Below are 17,671 nucleotides of genomic sequence, written 5' to 3'. Positions count from 1 at the left end.
CGGGCGTCGGGGTTTGAACCACGCACCGGCGCCCGCCAGCCCGTAGTGGCGTGGGGGTCAGATCGGCAACCCGAGGACGTCGCGGAGGCATCGAGACGTACGGCGCCTGGGCGGGTCGCGAGTCAAGTGCCAAGCTGCTCGTATCGGCGCGGCCCGGCGCGCTGCTGGTGAGGCGGGCACTCGAGTTCGCTTGCACCTGGCCGAACCAGCGGGAGGTCACCGTGGCGGGCACCCACAATGTGCAGGAGGACTCACCGCACGAGATCGGTGCCGCCCTGAGCGACTTCCTGCGAAATCCCAGCCAGACACGGCGTGGACAGAGTACCCAAGTTTTGCCGTCGGGCGTGGCAAGTAGGTCAGGTGCTCTCCATGGCCTGCTTCAACCGCAGCAGCGTCAGCCGCATCGTTTCCCGGTTGTGCGAGGCTCGATCCCGGATGCCGGAGATCAGGGCGCTCAACCGGCGCCGGACGGGTCCGCGCCGGTCCCACCAGGATTGGATCACCTCGGTACGCGTGCCGTCCGGCGACTGGATCAGGTCGAAGCGCCACGAGGCGATGCGTCCGCCCAGCGACACGTCGAAGGCGAAACACCTCGGCGGGTCTGCGACTGTGACCGTGCACCGGGTGGTCCACGTCCGTGACCGGCCGATCCGGTTGTGGCCGGTGAACCGCGTTCCCACCACCGCTTCGGCGTCGGGGTTCACGAGGGTGGCGCCCACGCACTCCGGGCTCCACTCGCCCATCCGCCGGACGTCGCTGACCGCCGTGTACACCGCTGCGACGGCGGCGCTGACGGTGATGCGCTCCTGCACGTCGGGCGGCCCGCTCGGAGTAGGTGGCCGGCGCCGCGGCCGGAAATCCCCACGCCGGTGTTGGGCAGCGCTTCGGTCATGACCAGAAGTCGTCCACCGCACACTGGTCGGCATTGAAGATCGTGATCGCGGTGACACGGTTCTCCTCGACGGTGATCAGATGCACCGTGTGGTTGTTCAGGGGTGGGCGGCCGGGGCGGTTGGCGCGAGAGACGCCGTACACGGCCACGTGCCGCTCGCCGGCCATGATGTCGATGACGTCGGTGCGTGCGCCGCCAGGTGCGAGGGCGGCGGCCGCCCGGGTGAACCGCGCCAGACCACTGGTGCCGTGGTACGACCCGGATATCGGATTGGCGCCCGGTACCCGCAGGTCCGCTTCCGGGGCGATGAGTTCGTTGATGGTTGCGGTGTCGCCGCGCGAGATGGCGGCGTAGAACCGCTCCGCCACCTCACTTGGCGTGATGCCGCCGGGCCTCGCATGGGGGGTGCTGTTCACGACTCTCCTCGGTCAGGCCATCTCGGTTTCCCCGCGGGGCGACGCCGGAGCGGGGTCGTCCCGGAGCCGGTCACTGTGGTGGTGGTTCGCCGGCCACGTTCAGGGTCAAGCCGAACGCCACCCCGACGAGCGCGGCTCACGATCTGGCAAGGTGCCCTGCGGGGTTCACCTGTGGTGCATGCGGAGCCGGTTTCCCAGCCAGTGAGTGACGGGGGGAAGGGCGCTCAGGCGTAGGGGCAGATCCCGTTTCAGCAGGTCGAGTCGGCTCGCGGGGGCATGGGTGCCGCTGTTGCGGCGGCCCATGGCCTGGCGTTCCTCCGCCTCAGGACGTAGCTCGGCCTCCCACTCGCGCAGGGCGGCGGGCAGATCGCCTGAGTGCCGCTCGAGGGCCGTACCGAGCTGGTACGCCCCGGCGACGGCCAGCGAGGAGCCGTACCCGGCGAAGAGGGTTACGCACCAGGCGGCATCGCCGACCAGCACCACCCGGCCTTCGCTCCAGCGGTCGGCGACGATCTGGCTGACGCTGTCGAAATAGACGCCGTCAGCGGGCAGGCTCCTGATCACCTCGGGAGCGACCCAGGGGATGTCACGGTAGATCGGCTCCAGCGCTTGGCGCGGGTCCTTGGCCAGTTCGGCGGCCGGGTCCGGGGTGCCATAGGTGAAGAAGGCGGCGGTCCTGCCGGGGCCGAGGTTGGCGATCGTGAACAGGTGACCGATCCGGGTGACGGTGGTGAAGGCGCGTTCGGGCGCGCCGCCGGGAAGATGGTCCAGGGTCGTGGCGGCGATGATGTGGCCGAGGTCGCGGCGAAAGCGGTCCTCGGGGCCGAAGACGAGCTCGCGTACCTTCGAGTGCAGCCCGTCGGCCCCCACCAGCAGGTCGGCCTCGACCGCGGTGCCGTCGTCGAGTTCGACTCGCACGCCGTCCGTGTGCTGTTTCACGGCGGTGAGCGTGGTGCCGAAGTGGATCGGGACCACACCGTCCACCTGCTCGAACAGCGCCGCTTCGATGTCGCCGCGCATCAGCGTCAGCCCGCGCTCCCCGAGCAGGGTTCGCACCGTGCGGCGCGGGACGGTGAAGCGGTGCCGCCCGTCGGGCTTGAGGTAGGCCATCTCGACTGCGCCGAAGTGGCGCGCGCGCAGCGCGGGCAGGATGCCCATGCGTTCGGCGGCGTCGTAGCCGCGCCCGAAAAACGCCACGACGTACCCGCCGGTTCTGCGCGCGCGGGCCTGCTCGATCAGCATCGGCTCCCAGCCGATCTGGCGTAACCGTAGCGCGGTGGCCAGCCCGGCGATCCCAGCACCGACGATGACGGCTTTGCGTGCCATGGTCCTTCCCCTCCACCATGTATGAGCATGTGCTCATACACTATGAGCACATGCTCATACATTTGTAAAGACGGATCAGATAGGTTGGCTGGTCATGTCACCGCGTGGCGTTGCGATCCCCGACCTACGACAGCAGCTCTTCGACGCCGCCGAACGCGTGCTGCTGCGCGAGGGCCCGGCCAGCCTGACCGGACGCGCCATCACCAAGGAGGCCAAGTGCGCTACTGGCCTGCTCTATAACCACTTCGGCGACCTGGACGGCTTCCTGGCCGCGCTGCTGCTCGACCGCGCCGCCAGGACGGGCACGGGCATGGCCCGCCTGCCCAGGCTGGCGGGCACGGGGAACGTGGTCGACAACCTCACCGACGCCGCCGAGACACTGTTCGCGGGCAACCTGCTCGCTCTCGCCGGGCTCGTCATGACCAGGCCGTCCCTCATCCCACGGCTGGGCGAGGCACTCACCGACGGCACCTTGCACGTGGATGCCGGCGAGCGCGCCATCGCCGCCTACCTGCGCGCCGAACAGGAACACGGCCGCATCCAGGCAGAGGCTGATGTCGACTCGCTCGCCCTCGCCCTGGTAGGCGCCGCGCACCAGCTCGTGTTCACCCACGCTCCGGACCTGCGCGAGCGCATGCGCAAGGTGGCCACGGCCCTGATCTCAGGCGTTGAACCGAGGGATTAGGGCCTGTATCGAAGTTCGGCCAGAGCTAATTTGCTGATCGTGGCGACGAGGGTTGTGGCTTCGTAGCGCACGACGAGTTCGATGCCCAATGGGGCTCCGCTGAAGCCCGCGGCCGACTCGGCTGCGGGCACGGCCCCTGCCCTCAGCCGGCTGCGTGTGCGGGGTCAGGGGGTCGAGGTCACGGCGCCTGGCCTCGGCTGCTGTTGCCAGGGCTCTCCGGTGCCGTTGGCGGCGAGGTGTCGTTCGTAGGCGGTCACTTTGCTGTTGATGAGGTCGAGACAGTCGTGCAGCTGTGAGAGTTGCGCGGTGATGTGGCGCTGGTGCTCGCGCAGCACCTCGAGCCGTTCCGCTTCGTTGCCGCTGCCTTCGCGGACGAGCCGGGCCAGCCGGCTGATCGTCGCCAGTGGCATGCCGGAGGCCCGGAACTTCACGCAGTTGCCCAGCCACTCGACGTCCCAGGTGCTGTACACCCGCCGGCCGGTCTCGTCGCGCAGCACCTCGCCGGCGAGGAGCCCCGCACGCTCGTACAGCCGCAGCGTGTGCACGCTCAACCCGGTGCGCCTGGCCACCTCGCCGATACGCAGAACTTCAGCTCTCATCGGCTGATCGTAGCCGGTTGACCTAGACCTCGGTCTAGCACCTAGCGTCTGCGACATGACCAGCGACACGACCAGTGGCACAGGGCGGAGCGCATTCGGCACGGGCAGTGCCGCCAGCGAGGTCCTCGCCGGGATCGACCTCACCGGCAGGACCGCGGTTGTCACCGGTGGCTACTCCGGCCTGGGTCTCGCGGCCACCCGCGCGCTCGCCGGCGCCGGGGCGAGAGTCGTCGTCCCGGCTCGTCGGCCCGAGTCGGCGCAACAGGCACTCGCCGATACTCAAAGGGTAGAGGTTGACCGGCTCGACCTCGCCGACTTGAACTCCGTACGAGCGTTCGCCGAGCGGTTCCGGCGCCGGCACGCCACCCTCGACATCCTGATCGCCAACGCCGGGATCATGGCCTGCCCCGAAACTCGGGTGGGGCCCGGCTGGGAGGCGCAGTTGGCCATCAACCACCTCGGCCACTACGCGCTGACACAGCTGGTGTGGCCTACCCTCACGGCCGCCGGTGCGGCCCGCGTCGTTTCGGTCTCCTCCGGGTACAGTGTGGACTCGCGCATCCGGTGGGACGACCTGCAGTTCAGCCGCGGCTATGACAAGTGGGCCGCTTACGCCCAGTCCAAGCTCGCTAATATCTTGTTCGCCCGCCACCTGGATCGACTGGGCGGGCCGTACGGGGTCCGCGCCTTCTCGGTCAACCCCGGCTGGATCCTCACTCCGCTGCAGCGACACCTCACGGTCGATGAGATGGTCGCCGCCGGCTGGATCGACGCTGAGGGCAACCCGGCGCCCGGCCTGTTCACGACACCCGAGCAAGGGGCGGCGACACTGGTCTGGGCCGCCACATCGCGAGAGCTCGACGGGCGCGGCGGCGACTACTGCGCTGACTGTCGCATCACCGACGGCGGCCCGGCAGACGATGGCGAGGCAGCCCGTCTCTGGGCGCTCTCGGCCAACCTGACGGGCCTCGACCTCGTCCACTGAGCCCCGGGCAGCGAGTGACCTCCGGCCGGGCGCGCAGCGGACGGTGGTCGACCCGAGCCGACCACCGGCGGCGGCCGGTAGGCGATCTGCCATGGCGTGACAACTATCGCCAACCCCCGCACCGAGCACCACGGCAGGCACCCTCGCCCGCACTGACCCGCCCGGCCGTCGGCACCCAGGACGACGCGGCTGCTATGGCCGGCATCCCGGCCGCGTCGTCCTGGATGCCGACAACATCGAGGCCACCCCGGTGACGACGCCCACCGACGGCGGTCGCGGCGGAATGCCGTCCAGCCGCCCGATGGTGTCCACCCGGAAACCAACCAAGACAGAGAGGACACCGCGATGGTCGTCAACCCGGTCATCCCTGGATTCCATCCCGACCCGAGCGTCTACCGGGTCGGTGACGACTACTTCCTGGCCTGCTCCAGCTTCGAGTACTACCCAGGCGTTCCAATCTTCCACAGCCGCGATCTGACGGCATGGAGCCAGATCGGCAACGCGCTCGACCGGCCGTCCCAGTTGAACCTGGTCACCGCGCCATCCTCCGGCGGGATCTACGCGCCCACGCTGCGCCACCACGACGGCCTGTTTCTGCTGATCACGACCAATGTCTCCGACCGGGGCCACTTCATCGTGACCGCCCAAGACCCGGCCGGACCCTGGTCGGATCCGATCGTGATCGATGGCCTGCCCGGTGTCGATCCAGACCTCGCTTGGGATGAGACCGGGGCCTGCTGGTGCACCTATGCCACCTTCGGCGCCGAGGCCGGCACCATCATGCAGGTGCCCCTAGACCCGCTGCGGGGGAAGATCCTCGACGAGCCCCGTCCCCTGTGGTCCGGCACCGGCCTGGCCGCACCGGAAGCGCCGCACCTGTACCGGATCGACGGGAACTGCTTGGTCAGGTGCTCCTCGATGCGCTGGTCGAAGCGGTCGGGGTGGATGCCGCGCCGGGAGAGGCTGGGCAGCGTCGCCGACCCCTCAGCGGACCCGTCCGCGGTCGCCAGCTTGAAGATGACCGGCTCCAGCTCGTCGGCCAGGCCGTACCGGCAGTCGAACAGCCTCACGCCGTCACGCCCCACCCGGGCCACCCCGGCGGGCCTGTCGGCCTGCACAGCGGTGACGAGCGGTAGCAGATAAGCGTGCTCCCTGAGGGTGGCGAGGTCACCCACCGGGAGCTGAAGCCACTCGCTGCGTACCTCGTCACCGGCCACCTGCGCGAACAGGGCACGCCCGAGACCGGGACCGGCCGGGTCGAGCAGCTCGTCGATCCGCGGCTCCAGCAGGTCGAGGCGGAGGCCCACGAGCCTGGCCCGCTCCTGGTCGGGGCCTGCGGCCAGCTCCTGACGCAACGCGGCGATCTCGTTGCGCAGCCGGGTCCGCCCGGCCTGCGTGCCCGGCTCCACCGTGGTGTAGAGCGACAGCACACCGACCTCGTCGCCGAAGGCCGCCAGCTCGCGTAGATCTGTCTGGTCGAACACCATGCCGCGCTCACCTCCATAGGCAGGAGCCCCCTTTGCGCGGGCCCCAGCGGTGGAGTGGCTTCATTTTAACCGAGCTGCCCATCGTCCCTGGTCAGCGGCCTTCAGGAGCGCCCTCAACCCTGCTCTGCCCAGTCGCCAAGCGACCAGTCCTGCACTTCCGGCATGTCCTGCAGGTGCTCGACCACGTACTGCTCGTGGCGGAGGAGCTGCTGCTCGCACCACGCCTTCAGCTCGCTCGCCCCGGTCGGGGTCCGCCGCGCGGCGTTCAGCGCGTCGATCACCAGGTGGTACCGGGATGCCCGGTTGCGCACCACCATGTCGAATGGGGTCGTGGTCGTGCCCTCCTCGACGAACCCGCGCACGTGGAACCTGTCCGGGTCCGGCCGGCCGTGCACCAGCTGGTGGATCGCGCCCGGGTAGCCGTGGAAGGCGAACAGCACGTCGACGTGGTCGGTGAACAGCTCCCGGAACAGGATGTCGTCCATGCCGTTCGGGTGGACCGTGCGCAGTGGCAACGTCATCAGGTTGACCACGTTGACCACTCTGGTGGCGAAGTGCGGCAGCCGCTCGCGCAGGATGTTCGCCGCCGCGACGGTCTCCATGGTGACCACGTCCCCGGCGCACGCGAGCACGATGTCGGGGTCCGACCGCCCGTGCTCGGTGCCTGCCCAGGGCCACACCCCGGCGCCCCGGGTGCAGTGAGCCACCGCTTCATCCATGGTCAGCCACTGCAGCTGTGGCTGTTTGTCGATGACGACGAGGTTCACGTGCGACCGCGACCGCATGCAGTGGTCGGCCACCGACAGCAGCGTGTTCGCGTCCGGTGGCAGGTAGACCCGGCTGATCGTGCCGCGGTGGGTGATCATGTTCTGGATCAGGCCGGGCCCCTGGTGACTGAAACCGTTGTGGTCCTGGCGCCAGGCGGTCGAGGTCAGGAGGATGTTCAGGCTCGGCACCGGCGCCCGCCACGCCAGATGGTGCGCCTCCTGCAGCCACTTCGCATGCTGCACGGTCTGCGAGGCCGACACCATGGCGAACGCCTCGTAGGTGGCGAACCAGCCGTGCCGGCCGGTCAGCGTGTACCCCTCAAGCCAGCCGTGGCAGGCATGCTCCGAGAGGACCTCCATCACCCGGCCGTCCCGCGATATCGCGACATCTTCCTCGGTCACGTGCTCCGCGAACGCCCGGTCGGACACCTCGAACACCGCCCCGAGCCGGTTGCTGTTGGTCTCGTCGGGGCAGAAGAGCCGGAACCGGTCCGGGTTGCGTTTGTAGGTGTCGCGCATGAGCTCGCCGAGCTTGCGGGTCGACTCGAGCCGGTCCCGGCCCGGCGCCTTCACCGGCTCCGCGTAGTCGCGGAAGTCGGGCAGGTCCAGGTCGACGGTGAGCAGGCCCCCGTTGGCGTGCGGGTTGCCGCTCATCCGCAGCTCTCCCTCGGGGTTGATCGACAGCACCGGCGCCTGGGGCGCGCCGTGGTCGTCGAAGAGATCCTCGGGCCGGTAGGAGCGCATCCAGTCCTCAAGGATCCGCAGGTGTTCCTTGTTGCCCTTGATTCCGGCCAGTGGCACCTGGTGAGAGCGCCATGTGCCCGACACCTGCACCCCGTCCACCACGTCGGGTCCGGTCCAGCCCTTCGGCGTTCGCAGTACGATCATCGGCCACCGGGGCCGGGTGCCGTCCCAGTCGCCGCCGCGGGCCGCCACCTGGATCGCCTTGATCGACGCCCATGCCCGCGTCAGCGCGTCGGCGAACCGGTGGTGCATGCCGGGCAGGTCGTCACCCTCGACCTCGATCACGTCATACCCGTGCCCAGTCAGCAGGGACCGGACCTCGTCCCGGTCCTTGCGGGCCAGCAGGGTCGGTCCGGCGATCTTCGCGCCGTTCAAGTGGAGAACCGGCAGCACCGCGCCGTCGCGGATCGGGTTCAGGAAGGAGATCCCGTTCCATGATCCCTCCAGCGGGCCGGTCTCCGCCTCCCCGTCGCCGACCACCGCCAGGGCGATGAGATCCGGGTTGTCCATCACCGCGCCGAACGCGTGCAGCAGCACGTAGCCGAGCTCGCCCCCCTCGTGGATCGAGCCCGGGGTCGGCACCGACGCGTGGCTGGGGATCCCACCGGGCGTGGAGAACTGCCGGAACAGCCGCAGCAGCCCCTCCTCGTCCATGGTGATGTGCGGGTAGATCTCGGTGTAGGTGCCCTCCAGGTAGCCGGCCGCGACCAGCGTCGGGCCGCCGTGCCCGGGACCGGCCAGGTAGATCATCTGCTGCCCGGTGTGCTGGATCAGCCGGGACGCGTGCGCGTACACCAGCGCCAGGCCAGGGCTGGTGCCCCAGTGTCCGAGCAGTCGCGGCTTGATGTGCTCGTCGGCCAGCGGCTCGCGCAGCAGTGGGTTGGCCATCAGGTAGATTTGGCCGACGGTCAGGTAGTTGTTGGCGCGCCACCACGCGTCGACCGCGGCGATGTCGGCGTCGGTGGGATGGGCGAGCCGGTTCACCACGTCCACGCTGGCGGTGCGGCGCTCGGTTTTGGTGGTTGCCACAAGAGACTCCATCCACCAGGATGTCGGTGCTTACGTTGTTCCCCAGGGGCTCTGATCAGGTAATTCCCCAGGTCGTGGGCGTTTTGTCAGTCTCCTTGCCGCTTGTTTCCCGGTTGGCGAGGGACTCTTGTCCGGGCGGTAGCTCGGCCCCGTCATGGTGATGAGCCCGTAGAGGTCGTCGGCCTGGGCGCGGTGAGCTCGCGCATGCAGAAGTCGTCCAGGAGAACCAGGACCAGGACGGCCGGGCGGGTGAGCGTGGCGAGCCGCCTGCCCCAGGCGCGGTCGGCCCGGCCACCGGCGAGGAGCCTGCTGGTCGTCATGAACCGGGCTGCGCCGTCGTACGGCCTTCCCCGTTTGTGCCTGATGACCTGGGGAAATAACACAATTGGCTGCCATACACGCGGCGCCCGGTGCCCCTGTCTGCCTGGTTGGCCTTTTCCTCACAGGGAGATGGACGATGCGTACCTATGCAGTCCCGGCCCCGATAACCGTTGCGCCCGACGCCCAGCTCGCCGACGTGGTGTTCGCGGACGACCGAGTGAACAGCGACATGGTCCTGTTCCAGCGCCGGTCGGCAGGCAGCTGGCGTCCGGTGACGGCCAGGCAGTTCGCGGCCGACGTCCGCAGCCTGGCGGCCGGCTTCCTCGCCGCCGGGATCCAGCCCGGCGATCGGGTCGCGCTGCTGGCCGCCACCAGCTACGAGTGGACGCTGCTGGACTATGCCCTGTGGACGGTGGCGGCGCTGCCGGTCCCGATCTATGAGACCTCCTCGGCCGAGCAGGTCCGCTGGGTGCTGGAGGACGCCGGCCCGGTCGCGGTGGTGGTCGAGCGCGAGACGCATCGCCGCTTGGTCGAGGGCGTGGCCGAGGGCCTGTCCGGGCCGCTGCAGGTGTGGCAGATCGGCGGCGGCGGGCTGGACCGTCTCCGCGAGGGCGGGCTGGACGTGGACGACGCTCAGCTGCGGGAGCGCCGCCGGATGGTGTCGGCCGACGACCTGGCGACGATCATCTACACCTCGGGCACCACCGGCCGCCCGAAGGGCTGCATGCTGAGTCACGGTAACCTGCTGCACGAGGCTCGCGTTGCGATCGACAGCCTGGAGCAGATCTTCGGTCGGCACGCCTCGACGCTGCTGTTCCTCCCGCTGGCGCACGTCTTCGCGCGGGTGATCCAGGTGGCCTGCGTGGAGCGGGGGATGTGCCTGGCGCACAACGCCGACCGGGGCAGGCTGACCGAGGACCTGGCCGCCCTGCGACCGTCGTTCCTGCTGGCGGTGCCCAGAGTTTTCGAGCGGGTCTACAACGCTGCCCAGCAGCGGGCCAGGGCTCAGGGCAAGGGGAGGATCTTCGACTGGGCCGAGCGGACCGCCGTGGCCTACAGCCAGGCGCTGGACGACGGGCGGCCAGGCCGGCGCCTGCGCCTGGCACATCGCCTGGCCGACCGGCTGGTGTACCGGCGGCTGCGGGCCGCGCTCGGTGGCCGGGTGCGCTACGCCATCTCCGGCGGAGCGCCGCTGGGCGTGCGGCTGGGCCACTTCTTCCGAGGGGTCGGCATCACCGTGCTGGAAGGCTACGGGCTGACCGAGACCAGTGCCGCCGCGACCGTGAACCTGCCCCACGCGCTGAAGATCGGCACGGTGGGGCCGCCCCTGCCCGGGGTCGACATCCGCATCGCCGACGACGGTGAGATCCTGATCAGAGGCCCGATCGTGTTCCAGGGTTACTGGCGCAACGAGCAGGTGACCAGGCAGAGCCTGACCGCCGACGGCTGGCTGCACACCGGCGACGTCGGCACCGTGGACGAGGACGGGTTCCTGACGATCTCGGGCCGCAAGAAGGAGATCATCGTCACCGCCGGCGGCAAGAACCTCGCCCCGGAGCCGCTCGAGGACCGCCTGCGCACCCACCCGCTCATCAGCCAGGCGGTAGTCGTCGGCGACCGGCGGCCGTACACCGCCGCGCTGATCACCCTGGACGCCGGCGCGCTGGCGTCATGGAAGCGGGCCACCGGCAGGCCCGAGCAGGCCGGCCCGGCCGAGCTTCGCGACGACCCGGATCTGCTGGCCAGGCTGCAGACGGCCGTGGACGAGGCCAACACGACGGTGAGCCGGGCCGAGTCGATCCGCAGGTTCCGCATCCTTCCGGTGGACCTGACCGAGCAGAACGGATATCTGACCCCGACACTGAAGGTCAAGCGTGCCTTGGTCCACAAGGACTTCGCGGCCGACATCGAGGAACTGTACCGCTGAGCGGCGGACGATCGGCACTTGACCGGCTGGTCGCGGCCACGCCCGCGTCCCGCGACCGCGTGATTGACGCCGCCCGGGCGCTGTGCATCGTGGTCGTCACCCTCTGGCACTGGACGTTGTCGGTCACCCACCGCACCGCCGACGGCAGCCTGGCCATGCCCAACCCGATCCATGCCGTGCCCGGTGGCTGGCTGGCCACCTGGGTGCTGCAGATCATGCCGGTGTTCTTTCTGGTCGGTGGGTACGCCAACCTGGTCGGCTGGCAGCGGGCTCAGGCGCGCGGGACGACCGCCGGCCGGTTCGTCCGGGGCCGGCTGCGCCGGCTGCTCTGGCCCACTGCCGTTTGGGCCCTGGTCTGGCTCGCCGGCGAGCTGATCGCGGCCGCCCTGCCCGGCCCGCACCGATGGATGTGGGAGTGGTTCCCCGGCTACCTGACGCCGCTGTGGTTCCTGGGCGTGTACGGCCTGCTGATCGCCGCGGTGCCGATCACCACGAGCCTGAACGCCCGCTACGGAGCCAGGGTCCGCGCCCGGAGCTGCGTCCAGTACGCGCTGCGGGTGGCACCGCCGGTCAGGATGACCTCGCCGTCCACGGGGGCGCCGAGCAGGTCGAGGTAGTCGAAGCAGAGGCGCTCGACGAAGGCCGCGCCGAGCAGGATCGCCGCGTAGCGCTCGACGTCGTCGGCCGGGCTGCCGAGCGTGAACCCCTCGGCCCCCGGCGCGTCGAACGGGAAGCGCTCACCACGCGACACCAGCGGGTACGTCACGGGCCAGCCGGCGGTGCCGTCGCCGTTGAGCCCGCGGGCCGCCGCCTGGGCGCTCAGCGCGTCGAGATCGCGGCCCGGCAGGTCGCGCGTCAGGACGCCCGCACCGGTGCTCGACGCGCCGCCCGGCAGCCACGAGCCGTCCGGCGCGCGGTGCGAGTAGACGACGCCGAGCGGGTCGTGGATCAGCTCCTTCGTCACGCCCTTGAGCACCAGCGTCGTGCCGAGCACCGAGTTCCAGCTGCCCACCTGGTTGGCGCCCGCGCCCAGCTGGGCCGCGCACCCGTCGGTGGTCCCGGCGATCACGGGCGTGCCCGCGGGGATGCCGGTCTCCTCGGCGGCCTCGGCGCAGACCACGCCGAGCCGGGTGCCGGGGCGTACGACCTCGGGAAGGATCTCCGAGGGCACCCCCAGCGCGTCCATCACCTCGATGGGCCAGCGCTCCTCGATGAGGTCGACGCCGGTCTTCAGCGCGTTGCTCAGGTCCGTGGCCACCTCGTGCCCGACCAGCCGCCTGGTGACGAAGTCGCTCTGATGCGCCAGCCGGGCACCCTCGGGCGCCTCGTCGAGCAGCCAGAGCAGCTTCGGCAGCGCCCAGTTGGGCTGCATGCGCCGGTAGCCGAGCCGCTCCCAGACGGGAGCGCCTGCCTCGTTGGCGCGCGCGGCGTCGGCGCGCCGGTCGTCGTACATGAGCGCGGGCGTCACAACCCTGCCGGAGACGTCCGTGAGCAGGATCGTTCCAGATGTCGCGTCGACGGCCACGCCGGCCACCTCTGACGCGGGCACGTCCCGCAGGGCCTCGCGGGCGGCGCCGGCCAGCTCGCGCCACCACTGCTCGGGGTCCTGTTCGTGGCGGGGTCCGTCGCGGTGGCTGGTGAGGGCCCGGCTGGCCGTCCCGAGCACCTGGCCGTCCCCGGCCACAGCCATCACCCGTACGCTCTGCGTCCCCAGGTCGACGCCGATCCACACGTTCATGCGCCCTCCTTCGTCGGTCGCATGAACGTGACACGGCTGCGTCTGATTGTTCGCTCGCTGTGCTCGCTCATGCGCCCTCCTTCGTCGGTCGCATGAACGTGACACGGCTGCGTCTGATTGTTCGCTCGCTGCGCTCGCTCATGCCCGCCCCCTCATCTCGGCCAGCAGCGGCCAGGAGACCGCGTTCGCCCCGCGCAGGGTCAGGAAGTCGTCGAACCGCCGCGTGTACAGTGCCCGGCGAGAGGGGGCGGGCTCGACCGCGTCGCGCAGCCGTACATGCTCCGAGGCCGCCGCGGCGATGGACGGAGCGGCGCCGGTGGCGGCCAGTCCCACCAGGTACGCACCCCGCGCGCCCACCTCGGCGTCCGCCGGGCGGCGCACGGGCAGCCCGGTGATGTCGGCGATCAGCTGGAGCCAGACGGTGCTGTTCGAGCCGCCGCCGCACACGCGCAGCTCCGTCGGCTCGGCGCCGGTGGCGGCCAGGCAGTCGCGGATGACCATCGTCAGCCCCTCGAGCACCGCCCGCGCCACGTCCTCGCGGCCGTGCTCGAACGACATGCCCAGCAGCGACCCCCTGGCCAGCGGGTCGGAGAACGGCGCCCGCTCACCGGCGGGCGACATGTATGGCAGGAACGTCAGCCCGCGCGCGCCCGGCTCGCTCAGCAGCGCCAGGTCGCCCAGCTCGGCCGGGCCGTGCAGGCCCAGCATGCGGCACGTCCACTGCACCACTTCCGTGCCCGCGAACGTCGGGAAGGCCCGCAGGTAGCCGCCCGGGATCGCGATCGTGATCCCGATCGGCTCGCCCTCCAGGTCGGCGGAGTCGACGATGACCTCGGTGCACAGCGTGGTGCCGAGGATGCCGCACGCCTGCCCGGTCCGCACCGCGCCCGCGCCCAGTGCCGTGGCGGCGATGTCGTACGGGGCCATCGCGACCGGCGTCCCGGCGGGGAGGCCGAGCGCCGAGGCCGCCTCCCGGGACAGCTCGGCGACGTGGCTGGAGCGGATCGGGGGCAGCAGCCGTTCGGCCCACTCCAGGCCGAACATGGCAAGCAGGGAAGGGGAGTAGGCACGCGCCCGCAGGTCCATGAACGGCGCGGAGGCGTCGGACTCGTCGGCCGCCAGCTCCCCGGTCAGCCTCGCGAAGATCCAGCCCCCGCAGGTCAGCATGGCGCTTGACCGGTCGAGCCGTTCGGGGTCGTTCGCGCGCAGCCAGGTCAGGATCGCGTGCGGCAGCCCGGACGCGGCCGAGGAGCCGTTCAGGCGGAAGGCCTCGGCCGCGATCCCGGAGCGGGTCCAGGCGTCCACGGCCGAGGCCGCCCTGGCGTCGTTCCACAGGATCGCGGGCCCGGTCGGCTCGCCCTTCGCGTCGACCAGCCAGCAGCCGTCGCCCTGCGCTGTCACCGCCACGAAGTCGACCTTCTGGTCCACCTGGGCGGCGACCTCGCGCACGGTGGCGACGACCGCGTCCCAGACGGCGCCCATGTCCTGCTCGGTATGGCCGGGCGCGGGCCTGGAGACCGTGGTCTCCCTGCGGGCGACGAACGCCTCCGCGCCCTCGGCGTCGTACCCGACGGCCTTGATGACCGTGGTCCCCGCGTCCACGCAGATGATCGCCATCAGGCCCTGCCGTGAGAGGTCCTCGACCGCCGCGACACAGAGTCGACGATCACCGCGAGCAGCAGCACCGCACCGGTGACCACGAACCTGATCGACGAGTCGAGGTTGAGCAGGGTCAGGCCGCTGGAGATCGACTGGATCACGATGATGCCGAGCAGCGCGCCGAACGCCGTGCCGCGCCCGCCGAACAGGCTCGTCCCGCCGATCACGGCCGCCGCGATGGCGTTGAGGTTGACGTCGCCCGCGCCGCTGGACTGGTTGGCCGCCGCGAGCCTGGCCGCGGCCAGGATGCCGCCGACGGCCGCGAACGTCGAGCAGAGCACGAACACCGAGGTGTAGATGGCCTTGACGTTGATGCCGGCGCGGCGCGCGGCCTCCACGTTGCCGCCCACGGCGTAGACGGCCCTGCCCCACTTCGTCCGCGACAGCAGGTAGTGCATGATCAGCACGAGTGCCACGAAGAAGACGAACATCCAGCCCACGCCGCGGGTCTGGCCGAGGTACCAGACCACGAACGCCAGCACCACCAGCAGCGCCACGCTCCTGATGGCCAGCGCCGACACGCTCCTGGCCGACAGCCCGGCCTTGCGCCGCTCCCTGGCGTGCAGGTACCCGCTGGCGAACAGCCACACGGCCGCGATGACCGCGAACGTGTACGACAGCCAGGCCGGCACGAAGTCGAGCTGCGCGAAGTTCACCAGGCCCGAGTCGAAGGGCAGGTTGATCGAGCCCTTGGTGCCCAGCACGTACAGCTGGAGCCCGAGGAAGGCCAGCAGGCCGGCCAGCGTGATCACGAAGCTCGGCACGCCGAACCTGTTGAACAGCTGCCCGTACACCCAGCCGATGACCGCACCCATGATCACCGAGGCCAGGATGGCCAGCCAGACCGGCAGCCCCTGACTCACGAACAGCACCGCGAGCACCGCGCCCGACAGCCCGCTGACCGAGCCCACGGACAGGTCGATCTGGCCCACGAGCAGCACGCACACGATGCCGAGCGCGATGATCCCGACGGCGGCGGACTCCAGCGTGAGGTTCACCAGGTTCGCGCTGGACAGGAAGATCGGGTTCAGGATCTGCAGCACCGTCCAGATGACCACGAGCCCGACCACGACGGGGATGACGCCCAGGTCGCCGCCGCGGGCCCGCTCGAGCACGTCGGCGAGCGCGCCGCGCAGCCCGTCGCGGTCCTGAAGCCGCTCGTCCTGGCGGTCTGTCGTCAATGTGCTCACGACTTGAGTCCCTTCTGCGCCCGCCTGGACACCACGTTGTCCGTGGCGCCGGTGATGGCGGCGATGATGTCCTCGGTGGAGACCTCGGCCACGTCGAACACTCCGTTGTTGCGGCCGAGCCGCAGCACCGCGACGGTGTCGGCGACGGCCTTCACGTCCGCCATGTTGTGGCTGATCATGATGACGCCCAGGCCGTTCTCGCGCAGCCGCTCGACCAGGTTGAGCACCTCGGCCGTCTGAGCCACGCCGAGCGCGGCGGTGGGCTCGTCGAGGATGATGACCTTCGGGTCGCCGAGCAGCGACCTGGCGATGGCGACCGTCTGCCGCTGGCCGCCCGACAGCGCCGCCACGGGCACCCGCACGCTCGGGATCTTGGCGGAGAGCTGGCGGAGCAGCTCCCACGAACGGGTCTCCATGGCCACGTCGTTGAGGCGCAGCGGACGGATCTCCTGGCCGAGGAACAGGTTCTGGATCACGTTGAGGTTCTCGCAGAGCGCCAGGTCCTGGAAGACCGTGGCGATGCCGAGCTTGTGGGCGGCGGCCGGGGCGGGGATCTCGACCTCGTTCCCCTCGAACGTGATCGTGCCCGCGTCCGGCGGGTGCACGCCGGAGAGGATCTTGACCAGCGTCGACTTGCCCGCGCCGTTGTCGCCCACGACGGCGACGACCTGGCCGGCCGCGACGTCGAGCTCGATGTCGGTGAGCGCGGCCACCGCGCCGAAGGTCTTGCTGATCCCGCGCAGGGACAGGACGGTCATCGGCGTTCTCCTACTTGATGCCGAGCTCTTCGCAGCCCTTGGCGTACTCGCCGGTGCAGACGTCGGCGGCCTTCATGATGCCGCTGTCGAACAGCACCTCCTTGACGTTCTCCTTGGTCACGACCGTGGGGACGAACAGCTCGGAGGGGGTGTTGTAGAGCGTGGTCTTTCCTGCGGGCTTCTTGCCCTGCATGAACTCCCAGGCCGTGTTCGCCGCGGCCTCGGCCACGATCTTGATCGGCTTGGAGATGGTGTTGTACTGGTCGCCCTTGATGATGCGCTGCGCGGCGGCGACCTCGGCGTCGTTGCCGGTGATCGGGGGCACCTTCACGCCGGCGGCCTTGAACGCGGCGATCGAACCGCCGCCGGTGCCGTCGTTGGCCGCGACGACGCCCACGATCTGGTCCTTGAACTGCGTGATCTGGCCGCTGACCCAGGTCTGCGCCTTCTCCGGCTGCCAGTCGGGCGTGTCGTACTCGGCCAGCAGCTTGAAGCCACTCGGGTCGACCGCGCTGTGGATGCCCTTCTTGATCAGACCGGCCGCCGCGTCCGTGGGGGAGCCGTTGACCTGGAGGATCCCGCCCTGGGCGTTCTCCTTCTTGAGGTGGTCGACCAGGGACTGGGCGATCATCTGGCCGATCTTCTCGTTGTCGAACGAGATGTAGTAGTCGGCGGGCGTGGCCGGGACCGGCCGGTCGTAGGCGATGACCGGCACCTGCTGCGACTGCGCCGACTTGACGATGGTGGCCGCGGCGGCGGAGTCGACCGGGTCGATCACGATGGCCTTGACACCCTGGGCGAGCGCGGAGTTGGCCTGCTGCTGCTGCTTGGCGGCGTCGGAGTCGGCGTTCTGGTAGATGACCTGGCAGGTCGGGCAGAGCTGCTTCATCTTGGCCTCGAACAGCGGCTTGTCCTGCAGCTCGTACCGGGTGGAGGCCAGGTCGGGCATGAGGAAGGCCACCTTGGCGTTCTCGACGGCGCCGCCACCACCGGTGTTCCCGCCGCTGGAGCCGGAGCTGGAGCCGGAGCCGCACGCGGCCAGCACCGAGCCTGCGAGCACTGCCACTGCGGCGAACGCGGAGGTCCGCATCTTCGCTCTGTTCACGGGTTTGTTCCTCACTTGCCTACCGGGATTCATGACGCACTGC

General features: G+C 70.2%; 17 protein-coding genes. 6 read left to right on the top strand and 11 right to left on the bottom strand.

Annotated features, from left to right (window positions below; translation table 11 throughout):
- Positions 1–356 precede the first annotated feature (356 nt).
- The 3 genes from AB0J09_RS08485 to AB0J09_RS08475 form a co-directional block, all read right to left on the bottom strand.
- On the bottom strand, positions 357–812 hold the full coding sequence (locus AB0J09_RS08485; RefSeq protein WP_360687226.1) for an SRPBCC family protein: 456 nt from the start codon (positions 810–812) through the stop codon (positions 357–359).
- A gap of 76 nt (positions 813–888) precedes the next feature.
- On the bottom strand, positions 889–1,260 hold the full coding sequence (locus tag AB0J09_RS08480; RefSeq protein WP_360687223.1) for a nuclear transport factor 2 family protein: 372 nt from the start codon (positions 1,258–1,260) through the stop codon (positions 889–891).
- A gap of 213 nt (positions 1,261–1,473) precedes the next feature.
- Positions 1,474–2,634, bottom strand: a complete 1,161-nt coding sequence (locus AB0J09_RS08475) for an FAD-dependent monooxygenase (RefSeq protein ID WP_360687221.1) — start codon at positions 2,632–2,634, stop codon at positions 1,474–1,476.
- 94 nt (positions 2,635–2,728) lie between these two features.
- On the opposite strand from AB0J09_RS08475, the gene AB0J09_RS08470 reads away from it, so the two are divergent.
- A complete protein-coding gene (locus tag AB0J09_RS08470; RefSeq protein WP_360687218.1) occupies positions 2,729–3,319 on the top strand; it encodes a TetR family transcriptional regulator in 591 nt (196 codons plus the stop codon).
- A 164-nt stretch (positions 3,320–3,483) separates the two neighbouring features.
- On the opposite strand, the gene AB0J09_RS08465 is transcribed toward AB0J09_RS08470, so the two are convergent.
- Positions 3,484–3,918: a MerR family transcriptional regulator gene (locus tag AB0J09_RS08465; RefSeq protein WP_360687215.1), complete on the bottom strand. Its 435-nt coding sequence runs from the start codon at positions 3,916–3,918 to the stop codon at positions 3,484–3,486.
- 55 nt (positions 3,919–3,973) lie between these two features.
- On the opposite strand from AB0J09_RS08465, the gene AB0J09_RS08460 reads away from it, so the two are divergent.
- From AB0J09_RS08460 to AB0J09_RS08450, 3 genes are all read left to right on the top strand, one after another.
- A complete protein-coding gene (locus AB0J09_RS08460) occupies positions 3,974–4,903 on the top strand; it encodes an oxidoreductase (protein ID WP_360687212.1) in 930 nt (309 codons plus the stop codon).
- Positions 4,904–5,248: 345 nt separating this feature from the next.
- Positions 5,249–6,046 (top strand): family 43 glycosylhydrolase, encoded by a 798-nt coding sequence (locus AB0J09_RS08455; RefSeq protein WP_360687209.1) that lies wholly within the window; start codon positions 5,249–5,251, stop codon positions 6,044–6,046.
- A 2-nt stretch (positions 6,047–6,048) separates the two neighbouring features.
- Entirely contained in the window at positions 6,049–6,369 is a 321-nt protein-coding gene (locus tag AB0J09_RS08450) for a hypothetical protein (RefSeq protein WP_360687206.1), read from the top strand.
- A 134-nt stretch (positions 6,370–6,503) separates the two neighbouring features.
- Here AB0J09_RS08450 and AB0J09_RS08445 read toward each other — a convergent pair whose 3' ends face one another.
- On the bottom strand, positions 6,504–8,930 hold the full coding sequence (locus AB0J09_RS08445; RefSeq protein ID WP_360687203.1) for a phosphoketolase family protein: 2,427 nt from the start codon (positions 8,928–8,930) through the stop codon (positions 6,504–6,506).
- 152 nt (positions 8,931–9,082) lie between these two features.
- A complete protein-coding gene (locus AB0J09_RS08440) occupies positions 9,083–9,250 on the bottom strand; it encodes a hypothetical protein (protein ID WP_360687200.1) in 168 nt (55 codons plus the stop codon).
- Positions 9,251–9,387: 137 nt separating this feature from the next.
- On the opposite strand from AB0J09_RS08440, the gene AB0J09_RS08435 reads away from it, so the two are divergent.
- Positions 9,388–11,178: an AMP-binding protein gene (locus AB0J09_RS08435; protein WP_360687197.1), complete on the top strand. Its 1,791-nt coding sequence runs from the start codon at positions 9,388–9,390 to the stop codon at positions 11,176–11,178.
- Positions 11,179–11,237: 59 nt separating this feature from the next.
- Complete coding sequence (locus AB0J09_RS08430; protein ID WP_360687194.1) at positions 11,238–11,795, top strand: acyltransferase; 558 nt, start codon at positions 11,238–11,240, stop codon at positions 11,793–11,795.
- On the opposite strand, the gene AB0J09_RS08425 is transcribed toward AB0J09_RS08430, so the two are convergent.
- The 5 genes from AB0J09_RS08425 to AB0J09_RS08405 all read right to left on the bottom strand — a co-directional run bounded on the left by AB0J09_RS08425 (position 11,687) and on the right by AB0J09_RS08405 (position 17,628).
- Entirely contained in the window at positions 11,687–12,916 is a 1,230-nt protein-coding gene (locus AB0J09_RS08425) for an FGGY family carbohydrate kinase (RefSeq protein WP_360687191.1), read from the bottom strand. The genes AB0J09_RS08430 and AB0J09_RS08425 overlap by 109 nt on opposite strands.
- Before the next feature lie 138 nt (positions 12,917–13,054).
- Positions 13,055–14,533 carry an FGGY-family carbohydrate kinase gene (locus tag AB0J09_RS08420; protein ID WP_360687188.1) on the bottom strand — a complete coding sequence of 493 codons (1,479 nt, stop codon included), beginning with the start codon at positions 14,531–14,533 and terminating at the stop codon, positions 13,055–13,057.
- Positions 14,533–15,765: a sugar ABC transporter permease gene (locus tag AB0J09_RS08415; protein WP_360687185.1), complete on the bottom strand. Its 1,233-nt coding sequence runs from the start codon at positions 15,763–15,765 to the stop codon at positions 14,533–14,535. Before AB0J09_RS08415 ends, AB0J09_RS08420 begins: the two co-directional genes overlap by 1 nt.
- Positions 15,762–16,523, bottom strand: a complete 762-nt coding sequence (locus AB0J09_RS08410) for an ATP-binding cassette domain-containing protein (protein ID WP_360687182.1) — start codon at positions 16,521–16,523, stop codon at positions 15,762–15,764. Before AB0J09_RS08410 ends, AB0J09_RS08415 begins: the two co-directional genes overlap by 4 nt.
- 10 nt (positions 16,524–16,533) lie before the next feature.
- The gene (locus AB0J09_RS08405) at positions 16,534–17,628 is read right to left on the bottom strand and encodes a sugar ABC transporter substrate-binding protein (RefSeq protein ID WP_360687179.1); all 1,095 of its coding nucleotides are present in this window, start codon (positions 17,626–17,628) and stop codon (positions 16,534–16,536) included.
- Between the last annotated feature and the right edge of the window lie 43 nt (positions 17,629–17,671).

The sequence above is a fragment of the Nonomuraea sp. NPDC049784 genome (assembly GCF_040659615.1).
Classification (GTDB): Bacteria; Actinomycetota; Actinomycetes; order Streptosporangiales; family Streptosporangiaceae; genus Nonomuraea.
The sequence above is the reverse complement of the archived record's forward strand: the minus strand, read 5'-3'. Positions and strand labels throughout refer to the sequence as shown.